Here is a 14377-nt window from a genome sequence, read left to right on the forward strand (position 1 = left end):
CGTGGCCGGGCGGCTTGCCATTCTCGCCTGTGGTGGTGCGCTGCCCGTACTGCTTGCGCGCGCGCATCCCGAGGCGTTGCACTTTACCCTGCGCGGCGTACCAAGCGAATTGGCGCATTCGGCGCAGGAATTTCCGCTGGAGCAGATTGGCGCGCTGTTTGATGCAATGAAGGCCGCGGGCGTGGATCGCATGGTCTTTGCAGGATCGCTGGTGCGGCCCGCGCTGAACCCGGCAGAATTCGACACCGAGATGATACGTCTTGCGCCGGGCTTGATGGCGGCAATCCCGCAAGGCGACGATGCGCTTTTGCGATTTGTCATCGGAATGTTCGAAGAGCAAGGCTTTGACGTGCTGGGCGCGCATGAGCTGCTGCCCGGGCTGACCGTGGAGCCGGGGTTGGCTGTCGGACCTGCGCCCAGTAAAGCAGAGCTGGCGGACGCAGCGCGCGCTGCGCATATTCTATCTGAGATTTCGCCGCTCGACATTGGGCAGGGCTGCGCAGTGGCGGGTGGTCAGTGCCTCGGAATTGAAACGGTACAGGGCACAGACGCAATCTTGGCCTATGTCGCGCAGACGCCAATCGCGCTCCGGCGTGGCCAGCGGGGTGTCTACGTCAAGGGGCCCAAACGCGGTCAGGATTTGCGCATCGATATGCCGACGGTCGGCCCCTCGACTGTGGATGCCGTGGCGGATGCGGGCCTTGCCGGTTTGGTGCTGGCGGCGGGCGCAGTGGTGATCCTTGAGCGGGAGACAGCCCTGAGACGTGCGCAGGAACGTGGCATTTTCGTTATATCGCAGGCGCTTGCATGAAGGTTTTCATCCTCGCTGGCGAGGCGTCAGGCGACAGGCTTGGGGCGGCGTTGATGGCGGGGTTGCGCCACCTTACAAATGTGGAATTCATCGGCGTCGGTGGGCCTCTCATGGAGACGGAAGGTTTGCAAAGCCTTTTTCCCATGGATGAGCTGAGCGTCATGGGCATCATCGAGGTTCTCCCGAAATATCGCCACCTCAAGCGCCGCATCCGCGAGACGGCCGAAGCCGCTCTTGGGTCGGATGCGGATGTGATGATCACCATCGACAGCCCGGACTTTTCGCTGCGCGTGGCCGCCTTGGTCAAGGCATCTAGCGATATGCGCACGGTCCATTACGTCGCGCCCTCGGTCTGGGCCTGGCGCGCGGGCCGCGCCGCCAAGATGGCGAAGGTGATCGACCATGTGCTCGCTCTCTTGCCCTTCGAGCCGCCTTACATGGAGGCGGCGGGCATGGCGTGCGACTTCGTCGGCCACCCGGTGGTCAGCGAACCGCAAGCGACGAAGGCGGAAATCGAGGATTTCCGGGCGCGCCATGATCTGGGCGATGCGCCCGTGATGCTGGTACTGCCTGGCTCGCGCCGGGGCGAGGTGGGGCGTTTAGGCCCGATATTCGGCAAGGCGCTTGGCCCTGTTCTGGAACGGCATCCAAACCTCCGCCTCGTTGTGCCGACGACGGCGCATGTGGCGCCGGTTCTGCGCGATGTGGTTGTGGACTGGCCGGCCTCGCCATTGATCCTCGATCCGTCGCAGATGGAGAGTGACGCCTATAAGGCTGAAAAGGCGTGTGCTTTTGGAACAGCTACTGGTGCGCTGGCGGCGTCGGGAACCGTGTCCCTCGAATTGGCGGCCAGCGCGACGCCCATGGTGATCGCTTATGATGTGAGTTGGGTGAGCCGTCAGATCATCGCGATGATGCTCAAGATCGATACGTTGACGCTGGTCAATCTGGTTAGCGAGACGCGCGCCATTCCCGAATGCAACGGCAAGCATTGCAACCCTCCCGAGATCGCGGCGGCGCTGATCAAGATGCTGGAAGCGCCGGGCGCACAGCTGGATGCTATGGCGCTGACGATGGAGCGTCTGGGCCGCGGCGGCGAGGCACCGGGCCTGCGCGCGGCGCGCGCCGTTCTGGATGGGATCGGCCGCGGCTAGCGGAGTTCAGTAGCCGCGCCAGATCCAGCCGCCGCCCAAGATGCGCGTGCCACCTGTCTCGTAGAAAACACAAGCCTGTCCGGGGGATACGCCCTCTTCGGGAGTCAGCAACTCGACTTCGGCGGTGGTGGGCGAGAGGGGCCGGATCACCGCCTCGCGCGGGGCGCGGGTGGAGCGCACCTTGACCGAGACGTGCCGGTCGGACACTGCGTCGAACGCATCGTCGCCCAGCCAGTTGATCTCGCGCAGGGGCACGATCGCGGTGCTGAGCATCTCCTTCGGCCCGACGATCACGCGCCGCGCGTCCACGTCCAGCTTGACCACGTAGAGCGGTGTTTCCAGCCCGCCGATCCCCAGCCCGCGGCGTTGACCGACGGTGTAGTGCAGCACGCCCTCATGCTGGCCCAGCACATTGCCCTCGTGATCGACAATCTCGCCCGGCTCGGCGGCGCCGGGGCGCAGCTTTTCGATCACGGAGGCGTAATTTCCGTTGGGGACGAAACAGATATCTTGGCTGTCGGGCTTGTCGGCGACACTCAGCCCGTACTTGGCGGCCAGCGCGCGGGTCGCGTCCTTGGAGGGCAGGTGGCCCAGCGGAAAACGCAGATACTCCAGCTGCTCGGGTGTCGTCGAGAAAAGGAAATACGATTGGTCGCGGTTGGCATCTTCTGCCGAGTGCAGCTCGGGGCCGTGGGCGCCCATCTTGCGCTGAATGTAGTGGCCGGTCGCCATGCAGTCGGCGTCCAGGTCGCGCGCGGTCTCGAGCAGATCCTTGAATTTTACCCGTTCGTTACAGCGAATGCAGGGCACGGGCGTGGCGCCGGCCAGGTAACTGTCGGCGAATTCATCAATTACGGCCTCTTTGAAGACGTTTTCATAATCAAGCACATAGTGAGGGAAGTTCATGCGTTCCGCCACGCGCCGCGCATCGTGGATGTCCAGCCCGGCGCAGCAGGCGCCCTTCTTGGCCAGTGCCGCGCCATGATCATAAAGCTGAAGGGTCACGCCGACGACGTTATAGCCTTCCTCGGCCAGCTGTGCCGCCACGACCGAGCTGTCGACGCCGCCGGACATCGCCACGACGACGCGCGTCTCGGATTCGGGCTTGGCAAAGCCGAGGGAATTGAGGCGGGGGGCGGTATCGAGAGGCATGATGCGGCATCCGTTATGTCAACTTGACGCCTCACATAAGCGTTCGGTGGACAAAACGCAAAACGGTTCGGCCGAAAACTGCAGCCGCGGTTTAGGCAAATCCTAGATACTTAGCCCGCCGCGTTTCAGGGCACATTAACGCTGCTGCGGCCAATCTGTCCTTGGTTTCACGAGGATGGAAAGATGTACCTGAAAAAAGTCGGCGGACCGCGCGCCGTTACACTGCCGGATGGCAGCAGCATGACCCAGGCTGACCTGCCTCCTGCAAATACCGTGCGCTGGGTCGCGTCCCGCAAGCTCGCCGTGGTTCGCGGCGTTCTTTACGGTCTGCTCAGCCAGGGGGAGGCGTGCAAGAAATATCAGCTGAGCGAGGAGGAATTCAGCGAGTGGGTGCGAGCGGTTTCCCTGCACGGCGAAGAGGCTTTGAAGGCCACGATGGTGAAAACGTATCGACAACCATAGATTGCATTCGCTAAATGTTCACCTACGGTAACTTGTAGTTAACCAATTTTAGTCAGGTTGGACAAAAGTGATCCTGCTGCGGAGAAAAGCGAATGCGTATCTTACTGGTCGAAGATGATCCAACAACTTCGAAGAGCATCGAGTTGATGCTGACCCATGCCAATCTCAACGTCTATACGACGGAGCTGGGCGAGGAGGGGATCGATCTTGCGAAGCTCTATGATTACGACCTCATCTTGCTGGATCTCGGCCTGCCGGACATGACGGGTCATGACGTCTTGCGCCAGTTGCGCCTTGCCCGGATTGAAACGCCTATCCTGATCCTGTCGGGCGCGGACGATACCGATAGCAAGATCAAGGGCTTTGGCTTCGGCGCGGATGATTATCTGACCAAGCCCTTTCACCGCGAAGAGTTGGTGGCGCGTATCCACGCGATTATTCGGCGGAGCAAGGGCCATTCCCAATCGGTGATCCGAACCGGGCTGATCAACGTCAACCTGGACGCCAAAACCGTTGAAGTTGCCGCCAAGGCCGTTCACCTCACCGGCAAGGAATATCAGATGCTCGAGCTGCTGAGCCTGCGCAAGGGCACGACCCTGACCAAGGAAATGTTCCTCAACCATCTTTACGGCGGCATGGACGAGCCCGAGCTCAAGATCATCGACGTCTTTATTTGCAAGCTGCGCAAAAAGCTGAGCGAGGCGACAGGCGGCGAGAGCTATATCGAGACTGTCTGGGGACGTGGCTATGTCCTTCGTGACCCCGAGCCGTCCGAGTTGGACGACAAACGGCTTGCCATCGGCGCCTGATCTCGGGCGGTGACGGCGACGTTGGGGCAAATCGCAGAGCCGCCCTGAGCCCGGTCGTTTTCGGCATCGTTTTATCGGGTGGGGGCGCTCGCTTGCGGGCCTGCGCGCTAGCGTCTGGACCTCGCCCGCGCTGCACCCTATCACGTCATGCATGAGATTGGCGGACCTTTGGGACCGCACGGCATGGGGGCTGGGATGCAAGACAGGCGCGCTGTGAACGATCTGACGGAGGAGGAGGCGCGCGCCGAGCTTGAGGCGCTGGCCGCTCTGCTTTCGCAGGCGAATCTCGAGTATCACGGCGAAGATGACCCGCATCTGACGGATGCAGAATATGACCGGCTGAAAGCGCGCAACAGCGCCATCGAAGCACGATTTCCGGCGATCAAGAGAGCTGACAGTCCAAGCGAGGTGGTAGGCGCCGCGCCCTCGGGCCGTTTCGGCAAGGTGGCACATGCGCAGCGCATGATGTCGCTGGGCAACGGCTTCGGGTCCGATGACATCACCGAATTTGACGACCGCGTTCGCAACTATCTGGGCCTCGCCAAAGAGGCGCCCTTGGCTTACACGGCCGAGCCCAAGATCGATGGGCTGAGCCTCTCACTGCGATATGAGGACGGGCGGCTCGTTCAGGCCGCGACGCGCGGCGATGGTGCGGTGGGAGAGAACGTGACCGCCAATGCGCGCACGATCGCAAGCATTCCGACTAGTCTCGACGGCGCACCCGACATCCTGGAGGTGCGCGGTGAGGTCTACATGACCCACGCCGATTTCGCGGCCCTCAACCAGCGCCAAGACGAGGCCGGCGCCAAAAGATTTGCCAATCCGCGTAACGCCGCCGCTGGATCAATCCGGCAGCTCGATTCCGAAATCACGCGCGCCCGGCCTCTGGCGTTTTTCGCTTATGCTTGGGGCGAGGTGAGCGCGCCTTTGGCCGAGACCCAAATGGGCGCGGTCACGCGGCTAGCGGCGCTTGGGTTTGAGACCAATCCGCTGACAAAGCTCTGCCACTCTGTCGATGACCTCCTCGATCATTACGCCCGGATCGAGCAGCAGCGGGCGAGCCTCGGCTACGATATCGACGGCGTTGTCTACAAGGTCGACGATCTCGATCTGCAGCGGCGCCTCGGCTATCGCAGTACCACACCCCGCTGGGCCATCGCGCATAAATTCCCGGCCGAGCTGGCCTGGACGCGGCTGGAGGATATCGAGATCAATGTGGGACGCACTGGCGCGCTGAGTCCTGTTGCAAGGCTTTCGCCCGTGACTGTCGGGGGCGTCGTGGTCAGCAACGCGACCTTGCACAACGAAGATTACATCGCCGGTCGCGCCAGCGATGGAGGTGAAATTCGCGGGGGTAAGGATATTCGCATAGGCGACTGGGTGCAGGTCTACCGCGCGGGCGATGTCATCCCCAAAGTGTCCGATGTCGATCTGGCACAGCGTCCCGAGGGCGCCAAGCCTTACGAGTTCCCCAAAACCTGTCCCGAATGTGGCTCGGACGCGATCCGCGACGAGGGCGACGCTGTGCGCCGCTGCACGGGTGGGCTCGTCTGTCCCGCGCAGGCCGTCGAGAAGTTGAAGCATTTCGTCAGCCGCGCCGCGTTCGACATCGAGGGTCTCGGCGCCAGGCAGGTCGAACTTTTCTACGCTGACGATCAGCTGCCGATCCACACGCCGGCGGATATCTTTACCCTCGAGGCGCGCGACAAGAAAAACCTGACCAAACTGGCCAACCGCGATGGCTGGGGCGAGACGAGCGCCCGCAACCTTTTCGATGCCATCGACGCGCGCCGGCGGGTGCCTCTTGCGCGGCTTCTCTTCGGCCTTGGCATTCGCCATGTGGGCGAGGTGGCCGCGTCTGATCTCGCGCGTCATTACGGCAGTTGGGAGGCTTTGACGCGGGCTGTCGATGCCGCCGCCCCCGCCGCAGCTTGCCACTTGCGCGCTGACGCAGCCGAGGCCGAAGAGCGGCGCGCCGCCGCCGAAGAGGGCCGGCGTGCGCGCATCAAACCCGCGCGCGAGGCAGAATGGCAGGATTGTGGGCCGGAGGCGCGCGCGGCGTGGGATGATCTCATCGGGATCGATGGGATTGGCGCCACGGTGGCCGCCGCGCTGGTCACTGGCTTTGGTCAGACAGCCGAGCGCGCAAGTATCGACCGGCTGACCGAGCAGTTGACGATCGAGGACGCGGCGGCGCCTGATACGGCGGACAGCCCGGTCGCGGGCAAGACTGTCGTGTTCACCGGTACGCTGGAAAAGATGACCCGCGCCGAGGCCAAGGCCCGCGCCGAGGCTCTTGGGGCCAAGGTGTCGGGCAGCGTTTCTGCCAAAACCGATATCCTGGTGGCCGGGCCCGGTGCGGGTTCCAAGGCCGACAAGGCCGCATCGCTGGGCGTCGAAACGCTGGACGAGGACGCCTGGCTCGCGCTGATCGGCGGCGCATGAGCGGGGGCGGCCCCAACGCGCCCAAGGATGCGGGCGCCGCGCCCAAGGGCCGCCCGCCCGCGCTCTTCCCGCTATTTGCGGGGATTGAGACCTTGCCGGGCGTGGGACCAAAATCGGCCAAGCTGCTATCGGCGCTTCACATCGAGAAGCCTGCGGACCTTTTGATGACGCTGCCGCATTCCGGGATCGACCGGCGCAAGCGTGAGACCCTGCTGGGCGCCGACTTGCCGGGCCATGTCACCGTCGAGGCGGTCATCGGTCAGCATCGCCCCCCGGCGCGGCGCGGCGGGGCCTACCGGATCACCGCCGAAGATGCGCAGACGACGTTTCAGATCGTTTTTTTTCGGGGACATGACGAATATCTGACGCGGATCCTGCCGCCCGGCGCAACACGGGTTCTTTCGGGCAAGGTGGAGTTCTTTGACGGGATGGCGCAGATGGTCCATCCGGAATACATGCTGCCGCCCGAGGAGGCAGGCGAGATCCCCGATTTCGAGCCGATTTACCCGCTGACAGCTGGCCTTACCCAGGGCGCGATGCGCAAGGCTGCGCAGGCCGCGCTGGCGCGTGCGCCTGAGCTATCGGAATGGATCGATCCGGCGCAGAAGGCGCAAGCGGGCTGGCCCGATTGGCACGCCGCGTTGATTGCGGCGCACGCTCCTGCCGCAATCTCGGACTTGGGCGCAACCCACCCCGCGCGCGAGCGCCTCGCCTATGACGAGCTGATGGCGCACCAGTTGACACTGGCGCTGGCCCGCAGCCGCATGAAACGCGGGAAGGGTCGGCGCACCGTGGGCGATGGCGCCTTGCGGGCGCGCGTTCTCAAGGCGTTGCCCTACACACCTACCGGCGCGCAGAGCCGCGCCATCGGCGAAATCGCCGAGGATATGGGCCGCGAGATCCGCATGAACCGCCTCCTGCAAGGCGATGTGGGCGCGGGCAAGACGCTGGTGGCGCTCAACGCGCTGCTGGTCGCGGTCGAGGCGGGCGGGCAGGGTGTGATGATGGCACCGACCGAAATTCTGGCGCGCCAGCATCTTGAGGGGCTGCGGCCTTTGGCCGAATCCGCGGGCGTTGTGTTAGAAATCCTGACGGGCCGCGACAAGGGTGCCGAGCGGCGCGCCAAGCTGGCCGCGCTGGCAGCGGGCGATATTCAGATCCTGGTCGGCACCCATGCGGTCTTTCAGAAGGATGTGGGCTTCCGCGACCTTCGCCTTGCCATCATCGACGAACAGCATCGCTTTGGCGTGCGTCAGCGGCTGGAGTTGGGGCGAAAGGGCGCTGCTGTCGATGTTCTGGTCATGACGGCAACGCCGATCCCGCGCAGCCTCAGCCTCGCGCAATATGGCGACATGGATATCAGCGTATTGGACGAAAAGCCGCCGGGGCGCAAACCCATCGCCACCGCGCTGGTGAACATGGCGCGCATAGACGAGGTGGTTGAAAAGCTGCGCCGCGCCATCGCCGACGGGCGGCAGGCCTATTGGGTCTGCCCGTTGGTCGATGAGAGCGAGCTGAGCGATCTGAGCAGCGCCGAGGAGCGGTTTCGCGCCCTGCGCGCGGCGCTTGGTGAGGGGCGCGTGGGTCTGGTTCATGGCCAGATGCCGCCCGAGGACAAGGACGCTGCAATGGCGGCGTTCCAACGGGGCGAGACATCCGTTCTGGTCGCAACGACCGTGATCGAGGTTGGTGTCGATGTGCCGAATGCCTCGATCATGGTGATCGAGCGTGCCGAGAGTTTCGGCCTTGCGCAGCTGCACCAGCTTCGGGGCCGTGTCGGGCGTGGCAGTGCGGCTTCGACCTGCCTTCTGATGTATCAGGCGCCGCTGAGCGAGAGTGGTGAGCGGCGGCTCGGCACGATGCGCGACACCGAGGACGGATTTCGCATCGCCGAGGTCGATCTGGAGATGCGGGGCGCGGGCGACATGATCGGGACCGCCCAATCGGGACTGCCACGGTTTCGCATCGCCGATCTGGAGGGGCAGGCGGCGTTGATGGCCGTTGCGCAAAGTGACGCGCGCAAGCTGCTGTCGGATGATCCAGATCTGAGCAGCGCGCGCGGGCAGGCGGCACGGGTGCTGCTTTGGCTGATGGAGCGCGATCAGGCGATTCGTTTGATTTCAGTAGGTTAGTGAGATCATCGCGCTTTGTTCTCAAATGTTCTTAAAAAGTTCTTTACAATGGTTAATGAAAATGAGAACAAAGTAGCAACTGATCCACCGAAAGGATGCCACGATGCTACACCAGATCAAAACTGCCGCGGCCCGGTCGCAAGAGACGCTGCTGGCGGATGCGCTTGGCGCTGCCGCTCTGGTCATCCTGCTGATGGGGTGCCTCTATATGCCTGGCCTCCTCCAGGGTTTCTGACACCGCCTGTTTCTGCCTGCGATATCCCTTGCTTGGGCGCCTCGCATCACCTGTCCCCAAACCACGTGATGCATCACAGACCGACACTGCCTGTCCCTGGTCGATTCGGATCCTGCCTTTCCGGAACTGCGCTCAAGGTCCCTCATGGGAACACGCATTCCTCCGCCGCCATCCACACCGGATGCGCGGCGGTTTTTTGTGCCGTTCAGGGGGTATTCAGTCGCAAGCCGTGTCCAGAGCTTCGACCGCGGCGTCGAGCGACAGCATGATCGATGCGTGGCGGTTTTTGTACTCCTGCGCAGGGCGCAGCACCTCCAGCCCGTCAAAGGGAGCGGGCGGGGTCGGGCCATCCTCGGTCAGCATTTTTGACAGGGCGTCGCGCGCGTCGCGCACCTTGGCGGCCTCGCAGCCCACTATAGCGCCGCCGACGACACTGGCGGCGGCCTGACCGAGGGCGCAGGCCTTGACGTCCTGTCCGTAGGCAGTGACGACGCCGTTTTCGCAAGTCAGATCGACCGTGATCGCCGAGCCGCAAAGCGGCGCCCGCCGCTTGACCGTTGCGCCGGGCGCATCGAGGCGGGTGTGGTTCGGAATGTCCGCCGCCAACGCGAGGATGCGCTGGGAGTAAAGCTTGATCATATCGGTCTTGGCGGTCATGTCTGGTTCCTCGTCGTGATGCGCCTTAGATAAGGCGGACCCGCCCGGAAGCAAAAGGAAATCCAGCATGTATTTCGATACCGCCAGCCTGACCTATGACGCCCGCGGTCTGATCCCGGCCATTGCGCAGGATGCTCATTCGGGCGAGGTGCTTATGATGGCTTGGATGAACGCCGACGCAGTCGCCCTGACGCTGCAGACGGGCCGCGTAACCTATTGGTCGCGTTCGCGGCAGGCGTTTTGGATCAAGGGTGAGACATCGGGCCATACTCAGCGCCTGATCGAGCTGCGGGTCGATTGCGACCGCGATTGCCTGCTGCTCAAGATCGAGCAGGTCGGGCCGGCCTGTCATACGAACCGGCGCAGTTGCTTCTACACAGTCGTCGAAGAGGGCGGCGAAAAGGTGGTGATGGCGCCCGAAGCTGACTGAGGGGCTGTGAGTATTTTTGCTAAGATGAAGCCGGACGGGATCCGAGGGTGTGAGCCGCAGGACCTTGGACAAGCCCGATCATTGCGCGGATGTCCTGAGGGTTAGCGCCCTCGGCGCGATACTTGGCGATGGCGCGCGCGTCGTCCCGCTTGGCCAAGCGTTTGCCGTGATCGTCCCGGATGAGGCGGTGGTGATGGTAGAGCGGTGTCGGCACGCCTAGAAGGCGCTGCAGGATGACGTGGATCACTGTGGCCTCGAACAGGTCTTGACCGCGGGTGACGGTGGTGATGCCCTGAGCCGCGTCGTCGAGGACGACGGAGAGGTGATAGGACGTGCCCATGGCGGGGCGGGCAATGACAATATCGCCGACCGTTTCGAAAACCGTTTCCCAGCATGTATCGATCCGGCCGGTCTCTCCATCGGGGCCTGTGCCGGTTTCCGTGAATGCGGGCGCTGCGCCGAGCCGCAGTCGTGCGGCGCGCATGTCGAGGCGCAGGGCCGCGCCATCGGAGACGCCGCGCGGTGCGGCATCCAACGAGGGCCTGCACGTGCCGGGATAAACGATCCCGTCCGGTCCGATCAGCGGCGCGCCTTCTTGCGGGGCGCTGGCGGCGGCGGCGATGTCGCGGCGCGAGCAGGTACAGGGATAGGCAAGACCCTTCGCGACGAGGTTATGCAACGCTGCGGAATAGGTGTCGATGCGCTCAGACTGGCGCATGACAGGCATGGGCCATGTCAGGCCGAGCCACGCCAGATCGTCGTAGATCTGCGCTTCCCACTCGGGCCGTGCGCGGGATTGGTCGATATCCTCGATCCGCAGCAGGAATTGTCCGCGATGCGCCTTGGCCATGTCATGGGCCAGGAGCGCCGAATAGGCATGGCCTAGATGCAGCGGGCCGGTGGGGGATGGGGCGAAGCGTGTGACATATGTCATATATCAGCGCTTTTTGATCCATAGTTCATGTAAACTATTAGGCTTGGGCGGGTGTCGCCACCAGCCAGTCCTGCCACGCTGCTTTGGCGCGGTCCGTATAGGCCTTGTAGCGGTCGGTGCGTCCGCGCCGGCCGCCCTTGAGGCCTTCGACGGGCCGGAAAAGACCGAAATTGACGTTCATCGGCTGAAAGGTCTTGGCCTCGGCGCCGCCTGTGATGTGGTGAATGAGCGCGCCCATGGCGCTGTCCTGCGGCGGGCTTGCCATCGGCTGGCCGAGGATCTCCGAGGCGGCAAGGCGTCCGGCCAAGAGTCCCATCGCCGCGGATTCCACGTACCCTTCGACGCCGGTGATCTGCCCGGCAAAGCGGATATGCGGATGCTTGCGCCAGCGCATCTGATCGTCGAGCAGCGTGGGCGAGTTGAGGAAGGTGTTGCGGTGGATGCCGCCCAGCCGCGCAAAGCGCGCGTTCTCGAGGCCGGGGATCATGCGCAGCACTTCGGCCTGAGCGCCATATTTCATCTTGGTCTGAAAGCCGACGATATTATAGAGCGTTCCCAGTGCATTATCACGGCGCAGCTGAACAACGGCCCAAGGTTTCACATCCGGCTGATGCGGGTTGGTGAGGCCTACGGGCTTCATCGGGCCGTGGCGCAGTGTCTCGCGGCCGCGCTCGGCCATGACCTCGATCGGCAGGCAGCCGTCGAAATATCCCGCCGTCTCGCCCTCGTGAAACTCGGTCTTGTCGGCGGCGAGCAGGGCGTCGATGAAGGCGTCGTAAGTATCCCGGTCCATCGGGCAGTTGAGATAGGCGGTGCGCTCGTCCTCGGTCTCGCCCTTGTCGTAGCGCGACTGCATCCAGGCCCGGCTCATGTCGATGCTGTCATGGTGGATGATGGGCGCGATGGCGTCAAAAAATGCGAGTGCGTCGGCGCCGGTTTCCGCAGCGATCGCCTCGCCCAGACCAGCGGACGTCAGCGGACCCGTGGCGATGATCCAATGGCCGTCTTTGGGGATCTCGGTGATTTCGGCATCCTGAACAGTGATGTTCGGATGCGCGCGCAACGCCTCCGTCACCGAGGCGGCAAAGGGATCCCGGTCCACGGCCAGCGCGCCTCCGGCGGGCAGTCGATGCTTGTCGGCGGTCTGCATGATGAGGCCATTGGCCGCGCGCATTTCCCAATGCAAGAGGCCCACGGCGTTTTGCTCATCATCGTCCGAGCGGAAGGAGTTGGAGCAAACCATCTCGGCCAGGTCGCCGGTGCGATGGGCGAAAGTGGCCACTTTGGGGCGCATCTCGTGGATCACGACCTGCACGCCCATATTGGCGGCTTGCCATGCGGCCTCGGATCCGGCCATGCCGCCGCCGATAATGTTCAGAACCTGTGTCATGTGGCGGCAGATAATCTATCGGGCCGCCCATGGAAAGGGGTCACTCGGGCGCAGGCGCCTGAGGGATTCCGTCGGATCTCGGCCCCCGTCAGTGGCCCCTTGGCCGTGTCCAGCGTCAGGTCCGAGAGGACGTACCCAAGGAGGACGGGTATCATATGGGGTCATGAAGGTCAGATCGGGTCGCCGCGCCAAGCATATCGGTGGCCAGAGAGAGGCTGGCCTGGAGGGACATGACAGCGGCTGCGGCGACCCGATATCTAGTTCTACGGTAACGTCAATTACGGCGCCCGGGAAGGACTACTTGAAGCATTGCGGCAAAAAAACGGCAATTGTGGGAATACTGTGGCGAGGTTTCGGAAACATTGGCCGTTGATTCATGGGACTGGATGAAATCCGTCAACAGATCCGCCGCTCGCGCCACCTCCACGGGTCGAATCGGGCTTTATTGTGACCAATTCGGGCTGCGCTTGGACAGGAACGCTTCAATCCCCTCGGCAGTCTCCGCCATCATCATGTTCTGGGTCATCACGTCCCCGGTATGAAGATAGGCTTGCTCGACGCCCATCTCGAGTTGCTCGTAGAAGGCGCGCTTGCCGATGCGCACCGCACCGCCCAGCTTGTCGGCGACCGTTTGGGCCAACTCCATCGTGGCGGATTGCAGGGCGTCCGGGGCCACGGCGCGGTTTATCAGTCCGATTTCGCACGCGCGATCGGCGTTCACAAAGGCGCCGGTGGTCAGCATTTCGAAGGCCTGCTTGCGCGGCACCGCGCGGCTGAGTGCCACCATCGGCGTCGAGCAGAACAGACCGATATTGACGTCATTGACGCCAAAGCGGGTGCCCTCGGCGGCAACCGCCATGTCACACGACGCAACCAGCTGGCACCCCGCGGCGGCGGCAACGCCATGCACCTCGGCAATGACGGGTTGGGGCAGGGCACGGATCGCCATCATCACAGCGGCGCAGCGTCCGAAAAGATCGGCAAAATAGGCTTGGCCATCATCCGCGGCGGCGCGGCCCAAGGTCATCTCGTTGAGGTCGTGACCGGCGCAAAATGCCTTGCCAGCACCCGCGATGATCACGGCCCGGATGTGGTCTTGCCCGGCGAGCGTCTCGAGTTCGGCCATAAGGGCAGCCAGCATCGCATCGCTGAGAGCATTCATCCGTTCGGGGGCGTTTAAAGTCAGGCGGGCCACGGCCCCGGTGTCGCTGCGCTCGATCATCGCCATCTTGTCGCTCCTCCTGCTATGAGCCAATCTGTAGCGGTGCCAAGGACCGGAGGAAAGCATGAAGCCGCAGATGACGCTCAAGATGACACGATCCGAATTGACCGAGTTCATGGCGCGCGAATTTCCGCAGGTGTCGGATGATTTCGTGATCGACGAACTGGGTCCGATGCGTCTGTCGCTGCGTCTCAAGGTGCGGGAATTGCATCTGCGTCCCGGCGGTACGGTCTCGGGGCCCGCGCTTTTTGCGCTGGCGGATGTGGGCATGTATTTGGCGGTGCTGGCCATGATTGGTCCCGAAGCCTTGGCCGTGACGACGAATTGCAGCATTGACTTCATGCGCAAGCCCCAAGCGGGCGTCGATGTGATCGCGGATCTGCGCCTGCTCAAGCTGGGACGCGTTCTGGCCGTTGGCGACGCGTTGATCCGCTCGGACGGTCATGAGGCGCCAGTCGCACGCGCGAGCCTGACATATTCGATCCCGCAGGGTAAGGTGCAGGCGGGCTGAGATCCGGCATTCTTAGCGGCAGGCTATTGGGGT

Annotated in this window: 14 protein-coding genes; 9 read left to right on the plus strand and 5 right to left on the minus strand. The window is 63.4% G+C overall.

Annotation, left to right across the window (positions count from 1 at the left end; genetic code table 11):
* The first annotated feature begins 1 nt into the window (after position 1).
* A complete protein-coding gene (locus tag BW975_RS15305) occupies positions 2-811 on the plus strand; it encodes an LpxI family protein (RefSeq protein ID WP_076535165.1) in 810 nt (269 codons plus the stop codon).
* Positions 808-1965, plus strand: a complete 1158-nt coding sequence (gene lpxB, locus BW975_RS15310) for a lipid-A-disaccharide synthase (protein WP_076535166.1) — start codon at positions 808-810, stop codon at positions 1963-1965. The genes BW975_RS15305 and lpxB overlap by 4 nt, the downstream gene beginning before the upstream one ends.
* 6 nt (positions 1966-1971) lie before the next feature.
* Here the strand turns inward: lpxB and mnmA are convergent, their stop codons facing one another.
* Positions 1972-3117, minus strand: a complete 1146-nt coding sequence (mnmA, locus tag BW975_RS15315) for a tRNA 2-thiouridine(34) synthase MnmA (protein WP_076535167.1) — start codon at positions 3115-3117, stop codon at positions 1972-1974.
* Between the two features lie 183 nt (positions 3118-3300).
* On the opposite strand from mnmA, the gene sciP reads away from it, so the two are divergent.
* From sciP to BW975_RS18390, 5 genes are all read left to right on the plus strand, one after another.
* Positions 3301-3579, plus strand: a complete 279-nt coding sequence (sciP, locus tag BW975_RS15320) for a CtrA inhibitor SciP (RefSeq protein WP_076535168.1) — start codon at positions 3301-3303, stop codon at positions 3577-3579.
* A gap of 92 nt (positions 3580-3671) precedes the next feature.
* Entirely contained in the window at positions 3672-4388 is a 717-nt protein-coding gene (ctrA, locus tag BW975_RS15325; RefSeq protein WP_076535169.1) for a response regulator transcription factor CtrA, read from the plus strand.
* A 195-nt stretch (positions 4389-4583) separates the two neighbouring features.
* Positions 4584-6833 carry an NAD-dependent DNA ligase LigA gene (gene ligA, locus BW975_RS15330; protein ID WP_076535170.1) on the plus strand — a complete coding sequence of 750 codons (2250 nt, stop codon included), beginning with the start codon at positions 4584-4586 and terminating at the stop codon, positions 6831-6833.
* A complete protein-coding gene (gene recG, locus BW975_RS15335) occupies positions 6830-8965 on the plus strand; it encodes an ATP-dependent DNA helicase RecG (RefSeq protein ID WP_076535171.1) in 2136 nt (711 codons plus the stop codon). Before ligA ends, recG begins: the two co-directional genes overlap by 4 nt.
* 103 nt (positions 8966-9068) lie before the next feature.
* On the plus strand, positions 9069-9200 hold the full coding sequence (locus BW975_RS18390; protein WP_272482028.1) for a hypothetical protein: 132 nt from the start codon (positions 9069-9071) through the stop codon (positions 9198-9200).
* 216 nt (positions 9201-9416) lie between these two features.
* Here BW975_RS18390 and BW975_RS15340 read toward each other — a convergent pair whose 3' ends face one another.
* The gene (locus tag BW975_RS15340; protein WP_076535289.1) at positions 9417-9857 is read right to left on the minus strand and encodes an iron-sulfur cluster assembly scaffold protein; all 441 of its coding nucleotides are present in this window, start codon (positions 9855-9857) and stop codon (positions 9417-9419) included.
* 67 nt (positions 9858-9924) lie between these two features.
* Here BW975_RS15340 and hisI point away from each other — a divergent pair, with 67 nt between their 5' ends.
* Positions 9925-10287 carry a phosphoribosyl-AMP cyclohydrolase gene (gene hisI / locus BW975_RS15345; protein ID WP_076535172.1) on the plus strand — a complete coding sequence of 121 codons (363 nt, stop codon included), beginning with the start codon at positions 9925-9927 and terminating at the stop codon, positions 10285-10287.
* A gap of 19 nt (positions 10288-10306) precedes the next feature.
* On the opposite strand, the gene gluQRS is transcribed toward hisI, so the two are convergent.
* The 3 genes from gluQRS to BW975_RS15360 all read right to left on the minus strand — a co-directional run bounded on the left by gluQRS (position 10307) and on the right by BW975_RS15360 (position 13839).
* Positions 10307-11221: a tRNA glutamyl-Q(34) synthetase GluQRS gene (gene gluQRS, locus BW975_RS15350; protein WP_076535173.1), complete on the minus strand. Its 915-nt coding sequence runs from the start codon at positions 11219-11221 to the stop codon at positions 10307-10309.
* A 37-nt stretch (positions 11222-11258) separates the two neighbouring features.
* Entirely contained in the window at positions 11259-12611 is a 1353-nt protein-coding gene (gene trmFO / locus BW975_RS15355; protein WP_076535174.1) for a methylenetetrahydrofolate--tRNA-(uracil(54)-C(5))-methyltransferase (FADH(2)-oxidizing) TrmFO, read from the minus strand.
* Positions 12612-13053: 442 nt separating this feature from the next.
* Positions 13054-13839: an enoyl-CoA hydratase gene (locus tag BW975_RS15360; protein WP_076535175.1), complete on the minus strand. Its 786-nt coding sequence runs from the start codon at positions 13837-13839 to the stop codon at positions 13054-13056.
* A 70-nt stretch (positions 13840-13909) separates the two neighbouring features.
* Between BW975_RS15360 and BW975_RS15365 the strand changes: the two genes are divergently transcribed.
* Positions 13910-14344, plus strand: coding sequence for a PaaI family thioesterase (locus BW975_RS15365; protein WP_076535290.1), 435 nt, complete (start codon positions 13910-13912; stop codon positions 14342-14344).
* The last annotated feature ends 33 nt before the right edge of the window (positions 14345-14377 follow it).

The sequence above is a fragment of the Roseovarius nanhaiticus genome, assembly GCF_900156535.1.
Lineage (GTDB): Bacteria > Pseudomonadota > Alphaproteobacteria > Rhodobacterales > Rhodobacteraceae > Roseovarius > Roseovarius nanhaiticus.

Bases quoted from the DNA above. Each gene is read 5' to 3' on its own strand.
- lpxB (WP_076535166.1), top strand. From the start codon at position 808: ATGAAGGTTTTCATCCTCGCTGGCGAGGCGTCAGGCGACAGGCTTGGG.
- mnmA (WP_076535167.1), bottom strand. From the start codon at position 3,117: ATGCCTCTCGATACCGCCCCCCGCCTCAATTCCCTCGGCTTTGCCAAG.
- sciP (WP_076535168.1), top strand. From the start codon at position 3,301: ATGTACCTGAAAAAAGTCGGCGGACCGCGCGCCGTTACACTGCCGGAT.
- ctrA (WP_076535169.1), top strand. From the start codon at position 3,672: ATGCGTATCTTACTGGTCGAAGATGATCCAACAACTTCGAAGAGCATC.
- ligA (WP_076535170.1), top strand. From the start codon at position 4,584: ATGCAAGACAGGCGCGCTGTGAACGATCTGACGGAGGAGGAGGCGCGC.
- recG (WP_076535171.1), top strand. From the start codon at position 6,830: ATGAGCGGGGGCGGCCCCAACGCGCCCAAGGATGCGGGCGCCGCGCCC.
- BW975_RS18390 (WP_272482028.1), top strand. From the start codon at position 9,069: ATGCTACACCAGATCAAAACTGCCGCGGCCCGGTCGCAAGAGACGCTG.
- BW975_RS15340 (WP_076535289.1), bottom strand. From the start codon at position 9,857: ATGACCGCCAAGACCGATATGATCAAGCTTTACTCCCAGCGCATCCTC.
- hisI (WP_076535172.1), top strand. From the start codon at position 9,925: ATGTATTTCGATACCGCCAGCCTGACCTATGACGCCCGCGGTCTGATC.
- gluQRS (WP_076535173.1), bottom strand. From the start codon at position 11,221: ATGACATATGTCACACGCTTCGCCCCATCCCCCACCGGCCCGCTGCAT.
- trmFO (WP_076535174.1), bottom strand. From the start codon at position 12,611: ATGACACAGGTTCTGAACATTATCGGCGGCGGCATGGCCGGATCCGAG.
- BW975_RS15360 (WP_076535175.1), bottom strand. From the start codon at position 13,839: ATGGCGATGATCGAGCGCAGCGACACCGGGGCCGTGGCCCGCCTGACT.
- BW975_RS15365 (WP_076535290.1), top strand. From the start codon at position 13,910: ATGACGCTCAAGATGACACGATCCGAATTGACCGAGTTCATGGCGCGC.